The sequence below is a fragment of the Termitidicoccus mucosus genome, from assembly GCF_038725785.1.
Lineage (GTDB): Bacteria > Verrucomicrobiota > Verrucomicrobiia > Opitutales > Opitutaceae > Termitidicoccus > Termitidicoccus mucosus.
In genome coordinates, this window is sequence record NZ_CP109796.1 from 4,702,450 (window position 1) to 4,725,057 (window position 22,608).

General features: G+C 53.5%; 20 protein-coding genes and 1 pseudogene. 14 read left to right on the forward strand and 7 right to left on the reverse strand.

From position 1 onward, the window contains the following. Nucleotides 1-98: 98 nt before the first annotated feature. Complete coding sequence (locus OH491_RS16345) at nt 99-608, reverse strand: ferritin-like domain-containing protein (protein WP_068770509.1); 510 nt, start codon at nt 606-608, stop codon at nt 99-101. A 471-nt stretch (nt 609-1,079) separates the two neighbouring features. Between OH491_RS16345 and OH491_RS16350 the strand changes: the two genes are divergently transcribed. Then, nucleotides 1,080-2,642, forward strand: coding sequence for an FAD-dependent oxidoreductase (locus OH491_RS16350; RefSeq protein WP_068771112.1), 1,563 nt, complete (start codon nt 1,080-1,082; stop codon nt 2,640-2,642). A gap of 22 nt (nt 2,643-2,664) precedes the next feature. Here the strand turns inward: OH491_RS16350 and OH491_RS16355 are convergent, their stop codons facing one another. Beyond that, on the reverse strand, nt 2,665-3,375 hold the full coding sequence (locus OH491_RS16355) for a DUF6766 family protein (RefSeq protein WP_334319331.1): 711 nt from the start codon (nt 3,373-3,375) through the stop codon (nt 2,665-2,667). A 313-nt stretch (nt 3,376-3,688) separates the two neighbouring features. Between OH491_RS16355 and OH491_RS16360 the strand changes: the two genes are divergently transcribed. Then, entirely contained in the window at nt 3,689-4,321 is a 633-nt protein-coding gene (locus OH491_RS16360) for a response regulator transcription factor (RefSeq protein ID WP_334319330.1), read from the forward strand. A 599-nt stretch (nt 4,322-4,920) separates the two neighbouring features. On the opposite strand, the gene OH491_RS16365 is transcribed toward OH491_RS16360, so the two are convergent. The 3 genes from OH491_RS16365 to OH491_RS16375 all read right to left on the reverse strand — a co-directional run bounded on the left by OH491_RS16365 (nt 4,921) and on the right by OH491_RS16375 (nt 6,453). Further along, on the reverse strand, nt 4,921-5,097 hold the full coding sequence (locus tag OH491_RS16365) for a CsbD family protein (RefSeq protein WP_068770505.1): 177 nt from the start codon (nt 5,095-5,097) through the stop codon (nt 4,921-4,923). A gap of 174 nt (nt 5,098-5,271) precedes the next feature. Further along, nucleotides 5,272-5,436 (reverse strand): DUF1328 domain-containing protein, encoded by a 165-nt coding sequence (locus OH491_RS16370; protein WP_068770504.1) that lies wholly within the window; start codon nt 5,434-5,436, stop codon nt 5,272-5,274. Nucleotides 5,437-5,502: 66 nt separating this feature from the next. Next, a complete protein-coding gene (locus OH491_RS16375; RefSeq protein ID WP_342750592.1) occupies nt 5,503-6,453 on the reverse strand; it encodes a hypothetical protein in 951 nt (316 codons plus the stop codon). Between the two features lie 93 nt (nt 6,454-6,546). On the opposite strand from OH491_RS16375, the gene OH491_RS16380 reads away from it, so the two are divergent. The 11 genes and pseudogenes from OH491_RS16380 to OH491_RS16430 all read left to right on the forward strand — a co-directional run bounded on the left by OH491_RS16380 (nt 6,547) and on the right by OH491_RS16430 (nt 19,365). Further along, on the forward strand, nt 6,547-6,861 hold the full coding sequence (locus OH491_RS16380) for a hypothetical protein (protein ID WP_145928806.1): 315 nt from the start codon (nt 6,547-6,549) through the stop codon (nt 6,859-6,861). A gap of 250 nt (nt 6,862-7,111) precedes the next feature. After that, the gene (locus OH491_RS16385; protein WP_334319328.1) at nt 7,112-7,621 is read left to right on the forward strand and encodes an ester cyclase; all 510 of its coding nucleotides are present in this window, start codon (nt 7,112-7,114) and stop codon (nt 7,619-7,621) included. A 364-nt stretch (nt 7,622-7,985) separates the two neighbouring features. Beyond that, nucleotides 7,986-9,455, forward strand: a complete 1,470-nt coding sequence (locus OH491_RS16390; protein WP_334319327.1) for a site-specific integrase — start codon at nt 7,986-7,988, stop codon at nt 9,453-9,455. An 87-nt stretch (nt 9,456-9,542) separates the two neighbouring features. Continuing rightward, nucleotides 9,543-10,163, forward strand: a complete 621-nt coding sequence (locus OH491_RS16395) for a DUF6088 family protein (protein ID WP_084442202.1) — start codon at nt 9,543-9,545, stop codon at nt 10,161-10,163. Between the two features lie 148 nt (nt 10,164-10,311). Then, entirely contained in the window at nt 10,312-10,575 is a 264-nt protein-coding gene (locus OH491_RS16400; RefSeq protein ID WP_334319326.1) for a hypothetical protein, read from the forward strand. Between the two features lie 150 nt (nt 10,576-10,725). Beyond that, complete coding sequence (locus tag OH491_RS16405) at nt 10,726-11,895, forward strand: Fic family protein (RefSeq protein WP_068770497.1); 1,170 nt, start codon at nt 10,726-10,728, stop codon at nt 11,893-11,895. 661 nt (nt 11,896-12,556) lie between these two features. Continuing rightward, a complete protein-coding gene (locus OH491_RS16410) occupies nt 12,557-12,877 on the forward strand; it encodes a helix-turn-helix domain-containing protein (protein ID WP_084442200.1) in 321 nt (106 codons plus the stop codon). Nucleotides 12,878-12,888: 11 nt separating this feature from the next. Then, the gene (locus OH491_RS16415; RefSeq protein ID WP_068770495.1) at nt 12,889-14,196 is read left to right on the forward strand and encodes a type II toxin-antitoxin system HipA family toxin; all 1,308 of its coding nucleotides are present in this window, start codon (nt 12,889-12,891) and stop codon (nt 14,194-14,196) included. 49 nt (nt 14,197-14,245) lie between these two features. Continuing rightward, nucleotides 14,246-15,379 (forward strand): hypothetical protein, encoded by a 1,134-nt coding sequence (locus OH491_RS16420; protein WP_342750593.1) that lies wholly within the window; start codon nt 14,246-14,248, stop codon nt 15,377-15,379. A gap of 116 nt (nt 15,380-15,495) precedes the next feature. Then, nucleotides 15,496-16,684: pseudogene (locus tag OH491_RS16425) on the forward strand (IS256 family transposase). 155 nt (nt 16,685-16,839) lie between these two features. After that, nucleotides 16,840-19,365: a hypothetical protein gene (locus OH491_RS16430; protein WP_425429174.1), complete on the forward strand. Its 2,526-nt coding sequence runs from the start codon at nt 16,840-16,842 to the stop codon at nt 19,363-19,365. 326 nt (nt 19,366-19,691) lie between these two features. Here the strand turns inward: OH491_RS16430 and OH491_RS16435 are convergent, their stop codons facing one another. Further along, a complete protein-coding gene (locus tag OH491_RS16435; protein WP_145928803.1) occupies nt 19,692-20,639 on the reverse strand; it encodes a hypothetical protein in 948 nt (315 codons plus the stop codon). Between OH491_RS16435 and OH491_RS16440 the strand changes: the two genes are divergently transcribed. Further along, nucleotides 20,639-21,454: a DNA alkylation repair protein gene (locus tag OH491_RS16440; RefSeq protein ID WP_342750594.1), complete on the forward strand. Its 816-nt coding sequence runs from the start codon at nt 20,639-20,641 to the stop codon at nt 21,452-21,454. The genes OH491_RS16435 and OH491_RS16440 overlap by 1 nt on opposite strands. 191 nt (nt 21,455-21,645) lie before the next feature. Here the strand turns inward: OH491_RS16440 and OH491_RS16445 are convergent, their stop codons facing one another. Then, nucleotides 21,646-21,990: a hypothetical protein gene (locus tag OH491_RS16445; RefSeq protein ID WP_068770490.1), complete on the reverse strand. Its 345-nt coding sequence runs from the start codon at nt 21,988-21,990 to the stop codon at nt 21,646-21,648. Nucleotides 21,991-22,608: the final 618 nt, after the last annotated feature.

The window sequence follows — 22,608 nt, forward strand, 5'->3', positions numbered from 1 at the left end:
GTCGTTGCGCTTCGCGCGCATTGCCGGTGTTTCCCCGCACGTCGTCTCTTCGTGCCTGGGCGTGGGTTCGGCGAATGCGCCGGTGCACTTGGGGAATGTTATTTGTCGTCCTCGCCGCCTTCCTGCGCCACGAAATTGAGGCGGCCGGCGATGGCGGTGAGTTCCTTGTCGGTTTCGCCCTCTTCATCGAGGGTTTGTTGCAAGACGACCATGTCGCGGTCGTGGCCCAGGATGCCGGCGAATGTGCGCACGCAACCGTAGCCGGCGATTTCATAGTGCTCGATGCGCTGGGCATCGGCGATGAGGCCGGCATCGCGCACGGCGAGGTCTTCGTGTTCCGAGATATTTTCCCTGCCCTCAGCGATGAGGCCTTCCATCGCCTTGCAGGTTTTGCCTTTCGGCGATTCGTCGTGATTCTCGAAAATGTTTTCGAGGCGCCGCACGTGCTCTTTGGTCTGTTCGAGGTGGGTGGTAATCCCCTCCTTGAGCGAGGGATCATAGGCGGCCTTCGCCATTTCGGGCAATGCTTTCAGAAGTTGGTTTTCGGCGTTATAGAGATCGCGAAGCTGTTCGATATAGAGGTCGTGTAATGTGTCCGTCGTTGTCATGGGCGTCTCCAGGTTGGATTGTGAGTATTTTAGTGAGTTTCTTCTTTTATTTTCTTGGATGAGCGTCCTCCGGCGTTTGGCGCCCGAGATCGCGGGGGCAATGTCACCCAGACCCGGCGTTGTTGAAATGGGGCGATACCCTGTTCGTGTTCTCAGGGAATTTTCCCACGGCTGCACGGGGCCGGTTGTTTTTCGCCCATGACTGCCGACCGGGATGCTGACGAGGCCGACGCTGATGGAACCTTGCCAGATCGCGCGCAGGGGAAGGAGAAGTTGATGGTTACCGGGGATTCACGGCGACAAGGCAGCCACTTTGCCGCGGCGCAACAGGGGGAATTTACGGCTTTTCGGGCGAGGGCAAATTTGCTTCGCCACCAGCGCGGCCGAATATCGAATTAGGGGAATTCATCCATGCCGGAATGGCGGTTTGCACCGATTGCGAGAAACGTGAGTCGCGCGGACTATCTGTCGATGGACACGACTCCTTATTGGTTCGCATCGGTGCCGCTGCCCGGGTTTCCGCCGCTCGTGCGGGACGTGTCGGTCGATGCGATTGTCATTGGAGGCGGTTTGACGGGAATCACCGCCGCCTATCTGTTCAAGCGCGCCGGGATGAGCGTGGCGCTCTTGGAGCGCGGGCGATGCGCGGAAGGCGACACGGGCCACACAAGCGCGCATCTGACGGCCGTCACCGACATGCGTCTTCACACTCTCATCTCCGATTTCGGCGAAGCCGCAGCGCGCACCGTTTGGGATGCGGGCATGAGCGCCGTGGCGTTGATCGCGGACGTCGTTGCAAGGGAAAACATCAAATGCGATTTCAGTCTGCAAAACGGTTATCTGCACGCGCCCGCTCGCAGTGACGATGGAGCGCTCGCCGGGGCCGTCTCGGAGTTGCAACTCGAAGCGGAGGCCGCAAAACAGCTCGGCATCCCCGTCGAATCCGTCGGGCGCGTTCCCCTTTTCGCGACGCCAGGCATTCGCTTTTCGGGGCAGGCGAAATTTCATCCGCGCAAATATCTGGCAGCGTTGCTCTCGAAGATTCGGGGCGATGGCAGTTGCATTTTCGAAAACACAAATGCGGACACGGTTTCGACCGATCCGCTCACCGTGACCGCGGGCGACTTCACCGTGCGGGGGCGTTTTCTGGTAATCGCCACGCATACGCCGCTGCGCGGATCGGCAAGCGGGGCGGGCGCGTTGCTGTTTCAGAGCAAGCTGAGCCATTACACGAGTTACGCCATCCGCGGGCGATTTCGCCGCGAAAATATTCCGGACGGAATCTTTTGGGACACCGACGATCCTTACGGCTATTTGCGCATCGACGACGCCGGCGACCCGCAAACGGCCTGCGCAATCTACGGCGGGCAAGATCATAAAACAGGACAGGTTTCGAGCACGGAGGCGCGTTATCACGCATTGGAACGCCGCTTGTCTTCGCTGATGCCGGCTGGCGAAATCACGCACCGGTGGTCCGGACAAGTGGTCGAGACAATCGACGGACTGCCCTACATCGGCCCGGTGGACAAAGAACAATTTGTCGCCACTGGCTTCGGCGGCAACGGCATGACTTTCGGAACGCTCGCCGCCACGATGGCGCTCGATGCCGCGCAGGGACGCGAAAACCGGTGGAGCAAGCTGTTCGACATTCACCGCAAAAAATTGATTGGCGACGCGTGGACCTATTTTTCCGAGAACAAAGACTATCCGCTGCATCTGATCCACGATTGGTTTTCCAAGGGCGACCAGGGATCGTTCAATTCGCTTCCGCGCGAGAACGGGCGTGTTTTCCAGATGGGACGGAGGCGCGTCGCGGCATATCGCGCGCAGGACGGAACGCTGACCGTCTGTTCCGCGGTGTGTCCGCACATGGGCTGCACGGTGAGATGGAACGAGGCGGAAAAGACATGGGATTGTCCCTGCCTCGGTTCGAGATTTCGCGCCACAGGCGAAGTGCTGGCCGGGCCTGCGGAAGAATCGCTGGAACCGCTGGCCGCCTCGTCTGTCGAAGCCCCTTCATCCGAATCCCGATAATGCGCGGCGCCACGACCGGAATCTATTTTCCGGTTTCGCGATGCGGCGCCTCCAAATCCTTCGACTCCGGCGAATTTTTTTCCCGCAGAAATATGCTCAACCACACCATCGCGCCTATCGCGAGAAATTCGCTCTGCCAGTTCTGAAACGATTCGAACCAAAATTGCGCGCCCGCGATGTACTCGAAAACGCCCAGCGCCCCCAGCCCATGCCGCGCGCGCTCTTCGTTTTCGAGCTGCGCGCTGCTCAGGCAATGCGCCGCGAAGCTCGCGAAAAACAGCAGCGCAAACGCGAGCGATAGCGAACGGCCGTAAAGCGCCCGCCACAGCCCGCCGCGCCGCACCGGCCAGGGCGATTGCGCAGTCACTGCCCGCTTCGGGCGTGGTTTGTCCGGATCGTTGGACTCCGCCGACCCGCGCTGGAAAAGAAATGAGGTGATATATACGTATACAAACATCTGGAAAAACTCGCTCTCCCAATTTTCAGCCGTCGCCTCCACAAAATGGGCACTCCGCATATATTGCCGCAAAGTGACAGGGGCTTCGGAATTCTCGGAACGGCGCTCATTATACGAACGCCACCCTGATAAAATCTGGCCAAAGCCGAACGTCACAAGAAAAAGCACACCGATGACACAGCCAAGCCCGTGGTGGCGCCAGAGTCGTCTCATGTCGCAAAGTAACGTTTGGTTCTTGTTGCGCAATGCGCCCGGGCCTTTTGTTTGGTTTGTCAAATTATTGCGAATTATCGCTTCCGGTTGTGATGCTCCGAAGACTCGATATCTGTTGGTCCAGATACTTTGCACCCGTTGGCAGGCGAGGCTTTGGGATGCCTGGCGGGCACAGTGTCTGCATGTGCCGTCATGGGAAAGGTTATGGATATTTACGATTATGCGGTGCCAGCGTTGAAAGCGTTTCAAATCATTCCGCACCACAGCGCAAAACTATGCATATATTATGACCGCGATAAAAAATGAAAACGATACCGCCCTCGCGCCGGCGAAAGCAGCGCCATTGTCGACATGCCCAAAACATCGCATTTTCATCGTGGACGACCACCCCGTCACACGCAAAGGCATCATCGCCATGTTGAGCGGCGACCCGTCACTCGAAATATGCGGCGAAGCTGATTCGGCGCCCGCCGCGCTTGCCGCCATGCTAAAGACCGTGCCCGATCTCGCCTTGGTCGACATCTCGCTGAAGGCGCCGAACGGCATCGAACTGACCAAAAACCTTCACACCATGATTCCCCGCATGCGCGTGCTGATCATATCGATGCACGACGAGGAGTTGTATGCCGAGCGGTGCGTGCGCGCCGGCGCCCACGGATATGTCATGAAGGCGGAGGCCGCTGAAAAAATCGCCGTCGCGGTGCGCAAGGTTCTGCGAGGCGAACTCTATGTCAGCGACAAGATGAAGGAGCGCATCCTTGGCGGCCTGATGATAAACGGGAGGTCCAGCGCCTCTTTTTCAATTCACTCGTTGAGCGACCGCGAACTCGAAGTGTTTTGTCTGATAGGCACCGGATATGGCACCCGCGACATCGCCGCCAAACTCAACCTGAGCATCAAGACAATCGACTCCCACCGCGAACACATGAAAATCAAACTCGGGCTAAAGCGGGGCGCGGACCTCATCCGTTATGCCATACAATGGGTCACGAGCTGCAATGCCGTTTAACGCATGCCCGCCGCGCCAGGGTATTATTTTATCCATTGCACCGCGACGCGCCTTGGTTTAATATACAAGCGCGTTTTCAGCGCACGAAAACAAAAACCATCCTATGGAGTGGAAAACGATAAACAGAAAGGAACCTTATGCCACAAGGAGACAAATCGGCTTACACAGGCAAACAGATACGCCAAGCCAAACATATCGAAAAAGGATACGAGGAACGCGGTGTCAGGAAAAAGGAGGCCAAGCGGCGCGCTTGGGCCACGGTGAATAAACTCAGTGGCGGAGGCAAGAAAAGCGGCTCCGGCCGCAAACAAAGAAAATCCACGGGCAAGCGGTAGCGTCAGCAAGCCAAAGAAAGTGACAAAAATAACCGCCGCCGACCGTCCCGGAAGATTGTTCCCTTCAGGCCAAATTTTCCAGCCCCGGGTTAACGACGCAGGAGCCTGCCTGGGGGGCCGATTATCAAGCCACAATCCCGTCGGGAGTGCGTATTCAAAATCCTCCAGCCCAAGGCAGCCCTCGCGTTGCTCGGGCTCCCTTGGGCTGGAGGGCTAAACCCCGTTGGGAGTTTTTCTTTGCGACATTTTAGTCATGACCGGGCACTAGCAGCCGCAGTCGCGCAGGACGCTTACTATTTCGTCCCGCTCGGCGCCTGTCCGTTTCTGGATGCGGCCGATAAGTTCATCTTCCTGTCCGTCGACATATTTCAGGTCGTCGTCAGTCAGCGAGGCGTAAGCCTGCTTGAGTTTGCCTTTGGCCACGTTCCAGTTCCCTTTCATATTTAGTTGCTGAGTATTCACGGGATCAGTCTCCTGTTTTGAATATTAAACGTTCGCGGCGGCATGCCGCGGTATCGTTTGCACAGAAGGACAATAAGCCGTCCGGCGTCGCGTCGAAATGGGGCGCAATGCTGCTCGCCGGATGGGGGACCGCCCCCATGGCGCGCCGCGCGCTCACACGGTGCTGAATGCGCCGGCAATCAGCGCGATGATAAACAACACTATAAAAACAAAAAATAAAATCCTCGCCACGCCATAGGCGACGCCCGCGACACCTTGAAAACCCAGCGCCGCCGCGATCAGCGCGATGACCAGAAATATAACGGCATAATATAGCATGATTAATATCCTCCTTCTTGAGTGGTGATGTGTTGCATCGGTTTATAATGTGCCCGGGGCGGCTCCTCAGATGTCCGGAGTGACACCGAGCACGCCGTCCGCCCGCGACGCAGGCGGACGCCCGTCCGGCCCGTCTTCGAGATTCGCATGGCGAAAGCCGCCGCAACGCCCGCCCCACGCGGCGAAAAACGCGCCCACGCAAAAAGCGAGAAACGCCCACATCGCAGCCACGGCGGCTTTTTTCGCTCCAAGCGCCGCCGCGGCCTTCGCATCGTCAACCGCCCGATTATAGGCATCCTCCCACGACCGGACCACGGCGGTCGCCTCCTCGCGCGATTTGCCGCTGTAGCTCGTGACGGCAGACACAAGCGCATCGCGCGCCGATGCATCCTCTTGCGTGAAAAACCGAGTGAGCGCCGCACCCGTTTCGCGCCGCGCCCGCGCCAAATCCCCCGGCGAAATCTCCCGGCCGTCCGGCTGCCGCGCCGCTTCCTCGATAAATCCGTTCACCAAGCCGCCCGGCGTCGTAAAATCCCCGCCGCGCACCGCCGGCCCTGCCTGTGCCGCGACCGCATCGACAGCGCGCGCCATCCCGCCGCTCGCGGCACGCATCGCGCCGCCGATCATCATGCCGCCGCCGCCCGTGGCGAAAATCACCGACACCACGGTGGCCACGCACCAGACCAGCAAGCCGTGGATTCCCCCGCTGTTGCCAATGCCGCGCGGCGCCGTCCGGCCCGCAATCCATCCTCCAGCCCAAAGTGAAATCAGCGCCGCCACCGACCACCCCAACCCCAACGCAAGCGAAATGTCGGACAAATCGCCCTGACCGGGCTTGGGATTGGCGATGGCGATACCTGTGCTCATGCCGAGCATTCCGAGAACAATATGCAACGCCAGTGCGGTGAAACAGCCCCCGAAAATTGACCCCCAGGATAGTCGCGCCCTCCATGTCGGTGATGTAGTTATTTCCGGATACACATGCGCGCTCGGCGCGGTCACGATTGTCGTATTCATGATTATTTTGGGTGAATTGCCGCGCACCATAATTCACAATCGCTGCATCTGCCACCGGGGGACTCACTGTTGACGGCAGCAGGGATTCGCCCCATGCCAGCGCTGCGATGGCGGTTGCAATGGGGGAATTCTCCTGGATGGGACCACCGGCTGTTCGGCACCGCATTATCCGCCGCGCTCTGCGGTCCGGATGCTCTGGGATGCGGGGAAGCGCACCACGAAGGCCCGGGTGCCGGGCTTGATCCAGTCGTCGAAGGCGGCCAGGGCCGCCGTGTGGTATTCATGCAGGGCTTGGCGCGACCGGGCATCGCTCCGGGCACGGTGAACCAGCACGGCAAAGCGATCATGGCGAAGCTGAAACTGCATCACAAGGGGCAGCCTATGTTGCATGCCTTCCGGCAGGGCTAGGTGCGGGCGATGGCGGAGAACATTTATTATCCCGGTTTCCAGCGACGTCTCCAGAACAAGAAAAACGGCGTGCCGGAATCCGCGGGGAAAACGGCGGGTGCGACCGCAAAATGATGAAAAACAACCGTTCCGATCAACACGACATCATGAAAACGCAACACCCCGTTCCTTCGGTGGCGCACCTGACAACGCGGATGAACGCCGGTTAACCTCGCGGCCTGCGCGTGGCCCAACTATGGACGTCGGAAATATGATCGAATCAAGATATTCCATAGCAGCGTCTCTTTTAATTTTGTTTCTGGCACTTGGCGGGTGTCTCGAAAAAACAAGCAAAGCAACCGATCCCACCCCGGAAAATGTTGCGCTTGTAAAGCGCTTTGTCGACCAAGTGATCAACAGAGGCGACATCAGTGCCGTGGATGAATTATGGGCCCCGGATATGCAATGGCATAGCGCCGGCGCGCCCGATGTGACAGGACGCGATACCTATAAGAAGATGCTGCAGGCATCCGTTGGCGGTGCCTTTACAGATATGCACCTTGATATCATTGATGTGATAGCGCAAAACGATAAAGTGGTGCTGTATTTTACTAATTCAGGAATTAATACGGGGGATTTCATGGGGCATAAGGCCACCGGTAAATACGCCAAATGGATTGGCATGGGCATTTATCGCATTGCGAACGGCAGGATAGCCGAGGCATGGTTTTCGGAAGACATTCTGGGAATGTTCATGCAATTGGAGTTTATAAAGATATAAATGACGCCGGGCGAGGCGCGGCTGCACACCAAGGAGGGCCCGAAGCCCCTCGTGTCAGCCTTCGCTGGGCAGCGCGCGAGGGTGAGGGCGGGGTCGCCCGCATCGCCGGGGCCGATGTGGAGTTTGAAGGTGCGGGTCTGCCCGGTGGCCTTGACCTTGAAATCTCAGGACCCACTCGGCAAAACCCCCGGGAGCAGTTTCCGGGGGTTTCAAAATGGGTGCAGGGGTTGGATTTGAACCAACAACCTTCAGGTTATGAGCCTGACAAAATTATGTTGATTTATAAATAGTTATGTAATTTTTATGTATTTCTTTGGTGCTTTCTTTGGTTTTTACTTGCCTTTTTGTTGCTGGGTGTCACCCTGTGTTTCTGAAAGTTGCAACCATTAACCAATTAATTATTATGCCATTAGAATTACGCAAAGACAGCGGGTGGTGGTATGGACGCGCGAGTGTGAATGGCAAGGCGCTCTGCAAAAATCTCAGTGTGAAAATTGCCGGAAATCGTCCGAAAAAGCTTTCGTTGCAAGGTGATATGACATTTGAGCGCTCGCGTGCGAAAGCGCAGGCGGAATTGGAGAAATGGCAGCTCGAATTGAAGCGCCGCACCACGGCGGAAGAGCTCATCCAGACCGTCCACGAGATTCGCACGGGGGAGCGTATTCAGTCGATTGCGCTGGCAGATGCTTTTGCGCGCTGGTTGGCCCTTCCTCGTCGACGTCAGCCGAGTTCGCGGTATGTCGACCAAGCGAAAAGTTGGATGACGCGGTTTGTCGCTTATCTCAAAAGCAATTACCCCTCTGCTCGCGAGATGGACGATGTGCACAGTAATATGGCCCGGACGTTTTTTTCCGACGAACAGAAGCGCGGCATTGCTCCGAAAACCTACAATAACATTCTCATTTTTTTGCGCTCCAGCTTCGGTGCTTTGCAGAAAGACGCGGGCATGGCGGAGAATCCTTTCGCGGGGTTGCCGACACTTGAGGAGGACACGGTTTTCAGAAAACCGTTCAGCGCGGAGGAGCTGGCGGATATTGCCGACGCGGCGAAAACCGATCCGTTCATCCACCCCATCATCATCACCGGCATGTGCACGGCGATGCGCCGGGGCGATTGCTGCCTGCTGCAATGGGAGTCCGTCGATTTGGAGGCGCGGTTCATCATGGTCAAAACATCCAAGACGGGAGAACTGGTGCAGATTCCGATTTTCGCACAGCTCCACGAGGTCCTGACGCAGGCGCAAAAAGACAGACAGGAGAAAAACGAAAAATCGCCCTATGTTTTCCCCGAGCAGGCGGACAAGTATCAGAACAACCCCGACCTGATTACGGACCGCGTGCGGCGGGTGCTGCGCGAAGTCGGATTTTCCGGCGAGGATGGCGATGGAACCTCGGAAAAAGGCTGCGTGAACCAGAAACGCAAAGTGGGCCTGCGCAAAGCGTCCGTCCGTGATTTTCACTCGTTTCGCGTGAGTTGGGTGACGCTCGCGCTGACTGCCGGCGTGCCCTTGGAGATTGTGCAAAAAGTCACCGGACATCGCACAGCTTCGATTGTGATGACGCACTACTTCCAGCCGGGGCGCGAGGAGTTCCGCAAGACGCTTAGCGGCAAATTGCCCGAAGCCATCAGCGGGCAAAGTGAGAAGCCTGCACCTGTTGTCATTAGTTTGGACGAAATCCGTGCCGAGCTTTTGGCAATGAAACTGAAAACGTGGAAAACGATACGAGATGGACTTGTCGCGAAAATTCCGGAACCGACACCAGCAGCGAAACCGCCTGCCGGCAAGAAGCCGATGTTGACAGTGAAGGCTGTGGAGAAGGATGCGGCTGGCTGATTATTGCACGATGTGCGTGACTTTAGAATTGAATTGCTTTTGCTTTCTTTTTGTCAGAAATAATACCCTGTTTTTCTGACATAAACTGTGAAAGAAACTGTCAAAAGCTACGAGAAATCAATAACTAGCCGAATTTATGGATATGGTAGGGGTAGCGTGTTCACGCCAAACTATTTTTTGGACATTGCAGGGCGCCATGCCGTTGACCAAGCACTGCACCGGATCATGAGTGCAGGGACAATTCAGCGGATTGCCAGAGGGCTTTACCATTACCCAGAAACGCACCCCGTCTTGGGAAATGTTGCCCCAAGTATTGATGTTGTTGCGCGCGCACTTGCTTCCAGCGAACACGCCAAAGTCCTGCCATCGGGAGCCTATGCAGCCAATCTTCTCGGTTTATCAGAGCAAGTGCCTGCCAAGGTGGTGTTTCTCACGAATGGGCGTGGACGCAAGGTGAAGCTCGGCAAGCTCACCATCGAACTGCGTTCCACTACTCCTCGTAAGGTTGCCGGGGCTGGTCGGACTAGCGGGATTGTGCTTTCGGCGCTCCGGTATTTTGGAGACGAACATATCACTCCGGAACGCATAGCGCATCTTCGTAAAACCCTTTCGGCGGAAGATAAAAAACGATTGTTGGCTGACCTGCCTAGTGCGCCGACGTGGATGCACCGGCATCTTCGTGCAATCGCAACGGAGGAACGCACATGAGCACCTTTGCCAATTTGCCCGCAAAAGAACGCGAACTGTATTTCCGCCAATACCAGCAATTGCGGGGTATTGATCCTTCCATCGTCCCAAAGATAAGCCCATTCGTGATCGTCAGGCGCGCCATTACGCTGATTTTGCAGCATTATGGGTGCACAAGCCAGCAACGGAAGCGCATCTCCGTCTTGATCTGTTACAGCGCGTGCGTGAGCACAAAGCACGGTTCTTTTCTTCCAGCTGGGCGAGCTATGCGACGGCTGTTCCTGGCAGTTTACGTCTTGTTCCACCCGCGCATCGCATGGATGCGTTGCGCGCCGATTACGCAGCAATGGAACAAATGTTCCTAAATGAACCGAGATCGTTCGACGAAATAATGAAGATTCTGAAGGAAGCTGAAGTGATTTTGAATCATTGAGGGAATCGTCATATAGATCTTGGGATTAAGGCGATCTGATCACACAAGCGTTTCTCAGCGCGACCCATGTGGCATGCTGTGGAAATAGCATGTCATTTTATTTCATTTTTATCGACTTTTTGGAAATAATGCCCTTTCTTATTTCCATTCATGAAAACACGCAAAACAGCCTCTTCACCGGTGGGACGCTGGATCAAGACCTTGGAAGGCTATAATGCCTATCACCCTGCGGCGCTTCCGCCAGAGATTGCTTGGAACAACCGGCTGGTGCGCATTCTTTCACAAGCAGATCAACTATTGGGACGCCTTGTTGGCGAAGGACGGCGGCTTCCGAGCCCGCATGTGCTGATCCGTCCGTTTGTCCGCCGTGAAGCGGTCTTTTCCAGCAAGATTGAGGGGACACAGGCCACACTGGGCGAGTTGTTGGCAGCGGAAGCCGGCGCCACGCCCGAACGCAGTCCCGAGGATTTGCGTGAGGTCGGCAACTACGTGGCGGCTTTGGAATTTGGCATGAAGCGCCTGAAAACGCTGCCACTTTCGCTTCGATTGATTCGCGAGCTTCACGAAAAACTGATGGCAGGAGTTCGTGGGGATTACGCGACTCCCGGCGAATTTCGACGCACTCAAAATTGGATCGGACGTCCTGGATGCACGCTAGCCGATGCCTCGTATGTGCCACCTCCGCCCGATGCGCTCGGAGAACATCTCGGGCGATTGGAGAAATTCCTGCATGATGAAAGCATTCCGCCGTTGGTGCATGCTGCGCTCATGCATTATCAGTTTGAAGCCATCCATCCGTTTCTGGACGGCAATGGACGTGTTGGGCGATTACTTATCACCCTATGTCTCCATGCGCATGGTGTGTTGCCGGAACCGCTCCTCTACCTGTCGGCATTTTTCGAGGCCACCCGCTCGGACTATTACGGAAGTCTTCGTGCCGTTACGGAGGAAGGCGATTGGACAGGCTGGCTGGAGTATTTTCTGAATGGCGTAGCACGCCAGTCCGAAGATGCACTGAGCCGGGCAGAACGCATCAACCAACAACTGACCAACTGGCGCGACACCTATGCGGGTGGCGGTTCCAAGGTGCCGCTGCAAATCATCGATCTCATCGGCGCAAACCCGTTCCTGACCCCGCGTGAAACTGAACGCCGTCTGGGTGTGGCCTACAATACCATCATGCGTGCGATTGCCCTGCTTGAGTCAGATGGCGTGCTGGCGAAGGTCGGAGAAAGCAAACGGGACCGCGTGTTTTGTGCACGCGCGATTCTGGACATACTTGAGGAACCGGCACGATTGGCAGCCACCCCGCAACGATAGCACCCTTCAAGAGACGAAAGCTCATGAATGCTTGAGGCACGTAAACAAAATCGCCTCTCGCATGAGGTTTTCTTCAACCGTGGCCCCATAGTCGCCAAAAAGCACGGCTGTCAATGTGGAGCGGAGGCGAGCCTTGTCGAAGCCGAGAACACATTGCACAGCCGTGATACAATGGCGCGTCGGGCACGGCCAAGTCCCCCGGCAATGTCCTGATTTCGTGGATACAGGTCTTCCGGCTTGTCGAATTTCGCATACGTCGCATGTTCCCAAGCGCATCTTGAATGCTTCCAATCATGACGGGAAAAATGATGTGTTTTTCCGTCAAAAACCTTTGATTGGAACTGTGTAACAAGTTGACGGTTAGCTTTGTAACAGCACAGCAATCACAACAAGGGGTGCGGATGTCTTACGAAACACCCAAATGGTCTCGAATGCTCAATAATCAAGTCTCCGTGGGGCATTTTAGCCAATTTTTTCAGCTCACAACGTTTTTGGACGAAAATGGACAAATTGAATTATTTTCTGACATCGAAAACAGTTTTTCAACATGTGGCTTTTGCTCGAAAAACCGCATCTCTCAACTCTCAAAGAACGCAAGTTGCAGCCATTTTAAATATTAAAAATGATTGCTTAAAATAAAATAATCGATTTAAACGCTCAAATGTTATCGCTTAAAAATGAAGCCGATATCCTCCGTGAAACACGTGAATTGATTCGCGCGCACCGGATGGCTCTGTCGTGGCGGCAGGACGATTTGGCACAACGAAGCGGTGTTGGAATTGCCACACTTCGGCGCTTCGAGAACACTGGACGAATCGGCTTTTCCGGATTGGCCAAACTGCTCGTTGCACTCGGGCTTGCCGACAAGTTTATCGAAGCACTGCAACAACCGAAGCCAGCGCCCAAAAGCATCGACGAATTTCTCGCCACCGCGCCGACGCGAGCTCGCCAGCGCGCGCCACGCCGCAAGAAAACAATCTAAGAATCACCGTCATGCCTGAAATCGAACCCAACCTTTTGCGCCTGCGTTTCCTCGGCTTACCGATGGGCACGCTCGCATATCGTCCCGACGGCCCATTCTACGCGCTCGAATTGGAACGCGAGTTCATGGCCCTGGGGCACGAACTCTCACCGCTCAATCTGCCACTCGACAGCTTCGCGCGCGGTCCGCGCGTATTTCGTCCGGGCGACTCACCTTTCGAAGGCGGCCTGCCAGGGCTTATCGCCGACTCGCTACCAGATTCATGGGGTGAGCGCATGTTGAAGTTGGAAGTGCCCGGTTTGAATTCCGTGATGGGAAAACTCGCCGCTATCGGCGAACGCGGCCCCGGCGCAATCACATTCGAGCCTGTCTTGGGAAAAGGCGCGGACACAGAAACCGTATCAGCAAATCTCGCCGAACTCGCACGCGATGCCGCCAAGTTTGCCAAACGCTCCGCTACCCCGATTGTCCTCACGTCAAGCGCAGTTGACGCCGCGCTCGCTCGCGGTGGCGGCAGTTTGGGCGGCGCGTTCCCCAAAGTGTCCGCGCACATCCCCGAATCCGGCGAGTTCTTGGAACTGAAAAACATCCTCATCGGAGGAGCGACACCACCCAGCCATGTGCCAAGCGTTCTGAAACTATCGCCCTTCGATGACGAAGGCGGTGGAAGCGTCGAGTTTGCATTCTGGCTCATGGCAAAAAAGGCCGGCATCCGAGTTCCGCGCGCATGCCTCGTACACGATGGCGAACGCCGGCACTTTGCCTGCGCCCGCTTCGACCGTTATCAACGTGCCGATGGCATCTGGGCGCGCAGACACGTCCACACTCTCAGCGGCATGCTGCATCGCCGTGCCTCTGACGGGGCAATCGACTACGAGGATTTCATCCGACTCTCGCGCGCCTTGGGCGGAGCCGAAGAAGCGCGCGAATGTTTCCGACGAGCCGTTTTCAATCTGCTCGCAACCAACCGTGACGACCACGGACGCAACCACGCCTTCCTCTACAACGAAGCCGACCGCATCTGGACGCTCTCCCCCGCCTACGACATGAACCCAAACGTGGCGACCGTGCTTATCGCCCTCACATGGCTCGGCAGCGCAGAAATTCCAACACGCTTCGAGCAAATCCTGAAACTCGCCGAACTCGGCGGCATCGACCGACACGCTGCAAAATCAATCTACGACCAAGTCGAGGCTGCAACAATCGGCGGCTGGCGTGAAGCAGCAAAATATGCCGGTGTTCCCGAAAACATCACGGCTATTTGGGAAAAGGAAATTCTGTTCCAGACTCATCAACTTCGAAAAGTTGCGCACAATTAGGATTCCAAAACGAAACGACTGTTGAATTATTTGAACAATTCATAATGACATGAGACCTTACCAAGCAGAGAAGCCCGCTACATCTTCGGAAGAGAGGAATATATCCTTTCACAAGCTAACACCCTCGAAAGATGTTGATATATCAATTTATGAAGAAGCGTTCGGCTATGTATTTAGCAATAACGATGTTCGCAATGTAGCGCTTTCCGGTCCCTATGGTGCTGGAAAAAGCAGCGTCCTTGAGGGTTGCAAAAAGAAAGTCACAAACAAGAAGTTTCTCCATGTTTCGCTCGCTGATTTCAAACCGCACAACGCAAACGAGCTTGATAGTGTAGAAAAAACTCCGGAATCGGTGCTAGAAGCAAAGATTCTTAATCAGCTAATTCATCAAATTTCGCCGGACGCCATTCCCCAAACTGGATTCAGTGTAAAAAAACGATTCAGAAAACATCAACCGCTAATCGACACCACATGGCTTATCTTAATAGTCCTACTGACACTCTATCAATTTCTTTTCGCCGAATGGAAGAATTTAACCAATGCGCTAGAATATCAATGGCTATCAACATTTCTTCACGGAACAACACTTAATACCACACGGTTGTTACTGCTCATTCTCGAGGTTGCTCTATTAGCTTGTGGGATTTATTATGCTGTGAAAAAGCAAAGAACAACAGGCTTGCTGAAAAAAATCAATTTGCAGGGAAATGAATTTGAAATTGGCAAAGAAAACGATGAGTCCTTTTTTGATAAGTATCTAAACGAGGTTCTTTACCTATTTGAGAATGTTGATGCCGATGTCATTGTTTTTGAAGACCTAGATCGTCACGAGTCGTCTGCGATATTCACTCGCTTACGTGAAATCAATACATTGGTTAATCAGCATCGCCCCAGTAAACCGCTTCGCTTTTTTTATCTGATAAGAGATGACATTTTCGCGACAAAAGATCGGGCTAAGTTCTTCGACTTTATAATTCCGATTGTTCCCGTAATAGATGGCTCAAATGCTTACGACAAATTTTTAGAATTTTTCAGGCTTGGCGGCATCGAAAAATTATTCTCTGCAAGATTTCTTCAGGGGCTGTCCCTTTACGTTGATGAAATGAGAGTGATGAAGAATATTATTAATGAATTTCAACTATATTACCATAAGCTAAGCACGCCTGATCTGGATGGCGGATAACGTCCTGAATCTTGCGCAGATTTTTTAAAGATGTAGAAGCGAGGGGACCAACCCCGATGAACCAAAATCCTGAAACGACAAATGAAGGCGGCCAAGCAGTCGCCGAGGAAAAAAGCATGCCCGGCGGAGTGATCCGGGTGGACGAGAGCATGGTCAAAAGCCACCTCGACAAAGTGGTGGTGAGTACGGTGGAACAAACGCTCAATGCGATGCTTGATGCCGAAGCCGAGTTGCTATGCAAGGCCGGACGCTACGAGCATACGGACAAGCGCGTGACAACCCGCGCCGGCCATTATGACCGGCAATATCACACCAAGGCGGGCGAAGTGACGCTGCGCATGCCCAAGCTGCGGAAACTGCCGTTTGAGACGGCAATCATAGAGCGTTACCGTCGGCGGGAAAGCAGCGTGGAGGAAGCGCTGGTGGAGATGTATCTGGCCGGGGTGTCGGTGCGACGGGTTGAAGACATCACCGAGGCGTTGTGGGGCAGCCGGGTGAGTCCGTCGGTGCTGAGCGAGCTCAACCAGAAAGTCGCGGTGCAAATCGATGCATGGCGCGGGCGTCCGATCGAAGGCGAACACGTCTATGTCTATCTCGACGGCATCTGGCTGAAACGCAGCTGGGGAGGCGAAGTCAAAACGTGAGCATCCGGTGGCGGTCGGTGTGAATGCCGAAGGATACCGCGAAGTGCTCGCCGTCGAGGAAGGCACCAAGGAGGACAAGGCCTCATGGCAAAACTTCCTACGCCGGCTCAAAGAACGCGGGCTCAAAACCGTGAAGCTGTTTATCTCGGACAAGTGCCTCGGTCTGGTGGAAAGCCTCGCGGAGTTTTATCCCGAAGCCAGCCACCAGCGCTGCGCGGTGCATTTTTACCGCAACGTCTGGAGCCTGGTGCCCGCGGGCAAAGTGCGGGAAGTCTCGGCGATGCTCAAAGCCATCCACGCCAGTGAAGACCGCGAATCGGCCCGGATGAAAGCAACGCAAGTAAGCGCAAAACTGCGCGAGATGAAACTGGGAGCCGCCGCGCAACTGGTGGAAACGGGCATGGATGAGACGCTCAATTATTATGCATTCCCCAGCCAGCATTGGCGCTCGTTGCGGACCAACAATCCGCTGGAACGGCTCATGCGGGAGATACGACGGCGAACGCGGGCAGTGGGAGCGTTTCCCGACGGCAACTCTGCGATGATATTGGTCGCAGCCCGATTGCGGCATGTGGCCGGAAGCCAATGGGGCCAGAAACGCTACATGGACATGAGCCACCTCACCGCCGCAAACACGATGGAGTCAAAACAAGCGGCGTGAACTTTAGAGTTGCCGCGCCGCCAAGCCGGGCCTACGCGCGGCTCTCAACCCTCACGAAAGAACCAACCAACAAAAACAACATATAACCTTCCTCCGCCGACTATGTGCTTTTGTAAATCTGCGCAACTTGACAGACACTACTGGATGGCGATAAGATGCTGGCTTTGATTACATACAAAAATATATTTCCAAGAGATTTTTCAGAACTACAATTGAATCGTGGGTTTGTCTATGAATTATTTGAATCGAAATCCAAGATAATAGCCGAAAAGAAAAGCAGACTTCTAACAGAGTTAGCTGGGCTTCAGGAATTGCTGGGGCAAGCAGGCAATGCTTTTCTCACTGGCTCGGAAATCGATTCACTCATAAATACAGAGTATTTTAATTATAACGGATATCGCATCCAATTTCCTAAAGAAGTTAAATCTAAGTTGGATGATGCAAAGACATTTTATGAAGCAAAAACAAAATTTGAAAAAGAGAAACTAAACGAAAAAATCACCAAGTTGGAAAAGCAGATTGCATTATTGGATAACTCAAAGCTCTGCGATTTACTTTCACGCGATAGTATTGACTCCATTTTCTTTGGTAATTGTCATTTGGATGGGAATCAGGGGGTCGCAAATTTCGAGGAAATCAAGGGAAGTAGTTATTTTGATTTGCTGAAATTTCTGCTTCGTAATGGGCATATTGATGAAAGTTACGCGGATTACATGACGTATTTTTATCCAGAAAGCATTACGAAGAATGACAAAGCATTCTTGAGGAGTGTGGCGGACAAGCGGGCGCGGGATTGGAGTTATGGGTTGGATGATCCCGATAAAGTTATAGGGCGCCTTTCGCAGGCTGACTTTACACAGCCAGAGGTTTTGAATTTCCAATTGTTGAATTTCCTTATTCGGACAGGGAAGAAACGGGATTCTTTTACACGGGTTTTACTGCATCAGTTAGAGGAGGTGAAAAGCGTGACTTTTGTGAATGATTATTTGTTGCAGGAGGATTTGGGCGAGGTAGGGTGGAAATTTATCAATGAATTGAATGTGTGTTGGCCGGCGTTCTTTGGCGTCGCTTGTGGAGATTCGGCGTTTGATCCAGCGAATCGTATTTTATGGGCGCAAGTGTCTCTTTGTGTTTCGTCGGGCGATATCATTGAGAGGATTAATGGGGAGGATTGTTTGTGTGATTTTATTGCGGATACGCCAGATTTTCTGTGCGGGAAGATTATAAACTATGCGAAGCTGATTGAGGGGATGGCTCTACTTGGTGTTGAAATGAAGCGTATTGATCCTAAGCCTTCGGACAAGGAGTTGTTGAAATTGATTTATGAGAGAGATTTGTATGTATTGAATGCAGGGAATGTTGTTGTGATGTTGAGTGTGTTTTACGGTATAGCGGAGGTAGAAGTGCTTTGGTCACGGGGCTATTCCTTGGTTATGGCTTATGGGGATTCGCCTTTGGGCAAGCGGGTGCTTGGGCACATGGATGAGTTCTTGGGGTTGGTGTTTGAAAATTGCGGTGGGAGGATTGATGATGCTGAGGAGTATGTTTTGGAAGTTTTGAATAAGAAAACTGTGAGTAAAGAGGTGAAGTCGCGGTATGTGTCACTTTTAGCTACGGTTCTGGGCGATTTGAGTGGCGTTGAGGATGCGGGGCTTTGGGACGATCTTTTGCAGCGTAAGCGGGTTGCTTGTAGTCCGGAGAATATTCTTTCTTATTTTGAAGCGAAAGATCGTTCAATTGATAATGTGCTTGTTGCGTTTATTAACAGTGGCGAGGAGGATGGGTTGGGTTTTTCGGATGGGTCGCTTTTCGAGGATGATGAAAAGAAGGGGGCATTCTTTAGAAGTATAGTCAGATGTTCAGATATTGAGAATGCTAAATATGAGAGAATACTGAGTGGTTTAAATAGAATATATGATAAATTTGAAATTATGGATATTAAGGTGGAGAAGGCTCTCATCCTTATCAAAATTGGAGCGATTGGGATGTCGGTGGAGTCGTTTTCAACCATCAAGGAGAATTATGCCTCGGCATTGATGGAGTTTATCCATACCAATTTTGATGATTTCTTAGGGCTGCCTGCTGTGACCTTTGATGCGGACTTGGTCGATGAGATTTTGAATAGTCCGCTTCTCGACGATGTGGAAAAGATTAGTTTGTTGGATAAAATATCATTCGAAATTTCTATTCAAGAATTGGAATGTTCGGATGCCGTTGTGGTGCATATCCTTTCCCATCGTTTTGATAGGTATGACATCGACTATCTTATCGAGGAATATGATCATTTTTCTCCTGATGTTCAGGCTCAGGCTATCAAGGTGTTAACGTCTTCTCATGCTGTGTTAATTGATAAAAAATGTGCGCTTCCTTTGTCACTTCTGATGGAGTTGATTCAAGAGGAGACTTTGAGTCCTGAGGTTAAGGTATGGTTGTTTGTTAATTCTCTCGGTTTGATTACTGATGCTACCGTGTGTCAGGAGTGTTTGAGGGTGCTTGGGTTGTCGGAACTTGGGCGGGTGTTAACTGGCGGTCGTCCTAAAATTTCGAATACGGAAGTAAACGGTAGCATTCTTAGTGTGTTCAAAGAGAAGGGGTGGATTCGGGATTTTGTCCCAGATGCTGAGAATGGGGTGTTTCTGAAGGTTACTAAACAAAAGCTACCATCGGAATCGGGCGATTAGAGTGGGTTTCGGCTCAGCCGGAGGCTTCGATCTACCATGTTTCTTCTATGGAGTGGGATTCTTGTTCGAAAAGGCCTTTGTTATTTGCTGCGCATGACAGTTAATTGGGGTGAATGTCTGCCATGGTCGGGTTGTTTATTAATCGGCCGAGAATGGCGTGATCCGTCCGTTGAGATTCCTGATCTCACCACAGATAGCCCAGACCTTTCCATGCAGTCTCGAAATTTGATTTTTGAAATGTGCTATATCGTGGCGGTCATGTTCGCTACAATTTTGCGCAGCACACCCAAGGCAACACCCAAAATATAAACTCACTCTAACAACCCTCAATCATCAGGCCAGAAATTGATGTGTCGGCCGCATTCCGTGCAATATAAGAAATCGCCAGCCGACGGCCCATAACGAGTCTCCGCCTTGCATGCGGCGCAGCGTAGCCGCACCCATCTCCTTCTTGCCGCCTCTTCATCGCTGATATCCACCTTTTTCTTCTTCACTCTCCCGCCATACGCTATCCTCACACCAAGAGTCGGTGCCGTGCTGGTCTCGTGTCCATGCGCCTGCTTAGCTACTCGCAAAAGACGGATTTTTTCCGCCTGTGCCGCCTTCTCATCCTCCATCTCGGGATAATACTCCCAATGCAATCCCTTGGCCTCATTGACCGCCGAAAGCACGTCCCCCATTTGGATGATCCCGCCAACGCTAGGAACCATATTTGCAGTTACAATCGAATCTGTTTTCCGCTCCAAAGCCTTCGCAATCAAGACACGGGGATAATTGACCACAACCAACAAGCGAATCGTCCCGATCGAAGTCTCAAGCAAAAGCACATAGGGCTCTCCCGGCTGCCTAGCCTCGACCGAGAGCGATTGAACATCGGCCACAGTCGCCATCCGATACGGGACATCCGGCACCCGCCCGTCATCCAACCTCTGATAAGCCGCAGGCAGCAGTATTTTTTTTGAGGCATCAATCACCAACCTGAAAGCCTCCAACAACCCACGTTCACCCTTGGGCGTGCAATCGGAGTTAGATTGATGAGCAAAATAGGCGATTTTTTTGTATACTCCCGCGTCTCTCTTCTCCGGATCATTCGCACACCCCAAAAGCAGTTCATTGCACTCATCACACACGCACCCGCACTCAAGGCCATTGGGCACATCCAACGGATGCCGGTAGTCCTCTTCACCCCCATCCTTCAAGCGCGCATAGATGACGCTGCCACGGTGATAAACGATGCGATGCGGATCTAGCTTGTTCATTTCGCTGCTGTTCATTGCAAGTAGATCATCAAAACACCATTAAATTGCAACTGTCGAAATTGCTATCCGGTGACTCACTCTGCATCGCTAACTACACCGCGCTAAAGAATTCTTCTGTGAAATCTCCCATCCAACAACTTCGCACACGCCTCAAAGAAAATGCCGATGTCGCTACACGGGAGAGCGGCAAACGCTTTTTCAAGCAGCATGAAGCCGTCAAGCTCCACGGGGTTAAAACCGCCATGGTGCTCAAGATTGCGCGGACATCTTTTGAGTCAGTGAAATCGCGAAGCAAAGAGGAGGTTTTAGCGCTTTGCGATGATCTATGGGAATCGGGCTACATTGAGGAAACCTTTGTGGCTTGCGAGTGGGCTTACGGGATGCGAAAGCACTACATTCCCGCCGATCTGGAGCGTTTTGAAAAATGGCTGGCGGATTACGTCGATAACTGGGCTTCCTGTGACACACTTTGCAATCACAGTGTCGGGACGCTGGTTGAGATGTATCCGGAATTGCTCGCGTCGCTGTTGCGCTGGACAAGATCAGACAATCGCTGGCTCAAGCGTGGCGCGGCTGTCTCGTTAATCATACCGGCAAGAAAGGGGCTGTTTTTCGAAGCGGTGTTCGCCATTGCGAACCGACTGCTTGGCGATTCTGACGACCTCGTGCAGAAGGGTTACGGCTGGTTGTTGAAAGCCGCGAGTGGGGCGCACGCCAAAGAGGTCTTTGCATACCTCATGGAAAAACATGCCGTCATGCCTCGCACGGCGTTTCGCTATGCGTTGGAGAAAATGCCGGCGGCGTGGCGCATCGAAGCGATGAGCAAATAGACCTGCAAAAGATACGGCAGTTTACTGCAAAAAATCATCTCATCAGTTGTTGGATTTTTGCGCGTGTTCGCAAAATGAAAAATCAGGACAAGTGGCGAATCGGTGTGATTGTTCGCGCATGGTTTGCCCTGATTAAAAACAGGGCGGTGTTGGATGTCCGCCGTGTCGTATGAAGGGCTGCCGATTGTAGGTCAAAGCCATTGGTGCTTGAACGCGTTGGGATCATTTAGGACGGCCCATCCGAGGTTGTATACGGCCTCGAATCCGACATCTGTCCCACATCCGTTTATACGGAGGCTTTCCTGTCTCCGGTCGTAGGTAAGTTCAAGTGCCTTGGCGGCAGTCCATGTGATGCGGAATGGGCGGCCGTTTTTTATTAGATAGAGGTCAATTAGACGGCTCATGCCGCTTTTGCTGACGTGTCGCAGGATTACGTAAACGGTGTCTCCCGGGCGCAGGGATTCCTTCAAATAGCCAATCGCTTGTTCGCGGTCGGCTTGCTTCGGAGTAAGTGTCTTGGTTGCGGTATCGCTCATGGTTGTAAGCGAGGTCGAGCGTCAATCCGAGTCCGGCGACGTGCCGGGTTGCTCGGTGCTGCCCGATCTCGTCCGCCCCGATTTCACATCGAGTCAAAGCCTGCCGGAGCCAGGTGCGGGAGGCAGGCGGTGTGGAGCGCAGGCGAGCCGTGTCGAAGCCGAGAACTACATTGATCGATGTGGTAGTCTTGGGCGGCAGAGGGCAGAGAGTTTTCCCATCTCCAAGTGGTGAGTTTTTCGGTGCGTGCCCCGATTTTTGAGCGAGGTCGTTTTCAACATCAGGCCCGCGCGGAGTTCCGGGTCGTTTTGAGCGGGGCGGAGCCGGAATGCCGGAGCGGTCTGGCCGAGGAACGCAGGCGGACTGCGGAGGCTGGAGGCGTAGCAGCCACGTAGAAACGCGCCCGGATCTCTGCGCGTGTGCCGTTATTATTCATCCGCGAAAGCACGAGGGCGCGCCGCGAAACAAGGAACGCAGGAGCGCGGCGCGCTTTCGTGCTGGTCGGACACTGTTGCTGCGACTCGTTCGACGCGTTTGTTTGCTCACTGCAAAATCAGGGCAAACACGGTGCCGTTGCGGCCTCTATTTTGATTTGCGCGACACCGTTATGGTGCGGGCAT

Coding starts and splice junctions, on each gene's coding strand:
- OH491_RS16370 (WP_068770504.1), bottom strand. CDS start 5,436: ATGCTATATTATGCCGTTATATTTCTGGTCATCGCGCTGATCGCGGCG.
- OH491_RS16420 (WP_342750593.1), top strand. CDS start 14,246: ATGAGACCTTACCAAGCAGAGAAGCCCGCTACATCTTCGGAAGAGAGG.
- OH491_RS16410 (WP_084442200.1), top strand. CDS start 12,557: ATGTTATCGCTTAAAAATGAAGCCGATATCCTCCGTGAAACACGTGAA.
- OH491_RS16430 (WP_425429174.1), top strand. CDS start 16,840: ATGCTGGCTTTGATTACATACAAAAATATATTTCCAAGAGATTTTTCA.
- OH491_RS16350 (WP_068771112.1), top strand. CDS start 1,080: ATGGACACGACTCCTTATTGGTTCGCATCGGTGCCGCTGCCCGGGTTT.
- OH491_RS16365 (WP_068770505.1), bottom strand. CDS start 5,097: ATGAAAGGGAACTGGAACGTGGCCAAAGGCAAACTCAAGCAGGCTTAC.
- OH491_RS16385 (WP_334319328.1), top strand. CDS start 7,112: ATGATCGAATCAAGATATTCCATAGCAGCGTCTCTTTTAATTTTGTTT.
- OH491_RS16405 (WP_068770497.1), top strand. CDS start 10,726: ATGAAAACACGCAAAACAGCCTCTTCACCGGTGGGACGCTGGATCAAG.
- OH491_RS16375 (WP_342750592.1), bottom strand. CDS start 6,453: ATGAATACGACAATCGTGACCGCGCCGAGCGCGCATGTGTATCCGGAA.
- OH491_RS16345 (WP_068770509.1), bottom strand. CDS start 608: ATGACAACGACGGACACATTACACGACCTCTATATCGAACAGCTTCGC.
- OH491_RS16445 (WP_068770490.1), bottom strand. CDS start 21,990: ATGAGCGATACCGCAACCAAGACACTTACTCCGAAGCAAGCCGACCGC.
- OH491_RS16435 (WP_145928803.1), bottom strand. CDS start 20,639: ATGAACAGCAGCGAAATGAACAAGCTAGATCCGCATCGCATCGTTTAT.
- OH491_RS16415 (WP_068770495.1), top strand. CDS start 12,889: ATGCCTGAAATCGAACCCAACCTTTTGCGCCTGCGTTTCCTCGGCTTA.
- OH491_RS16380 (WP_145928806.1), top strand. CDS start 6,547: ATGCCAGCGCTGCGATGGCGGTTGCAATGGGGGAATTCTCCTGGATGG.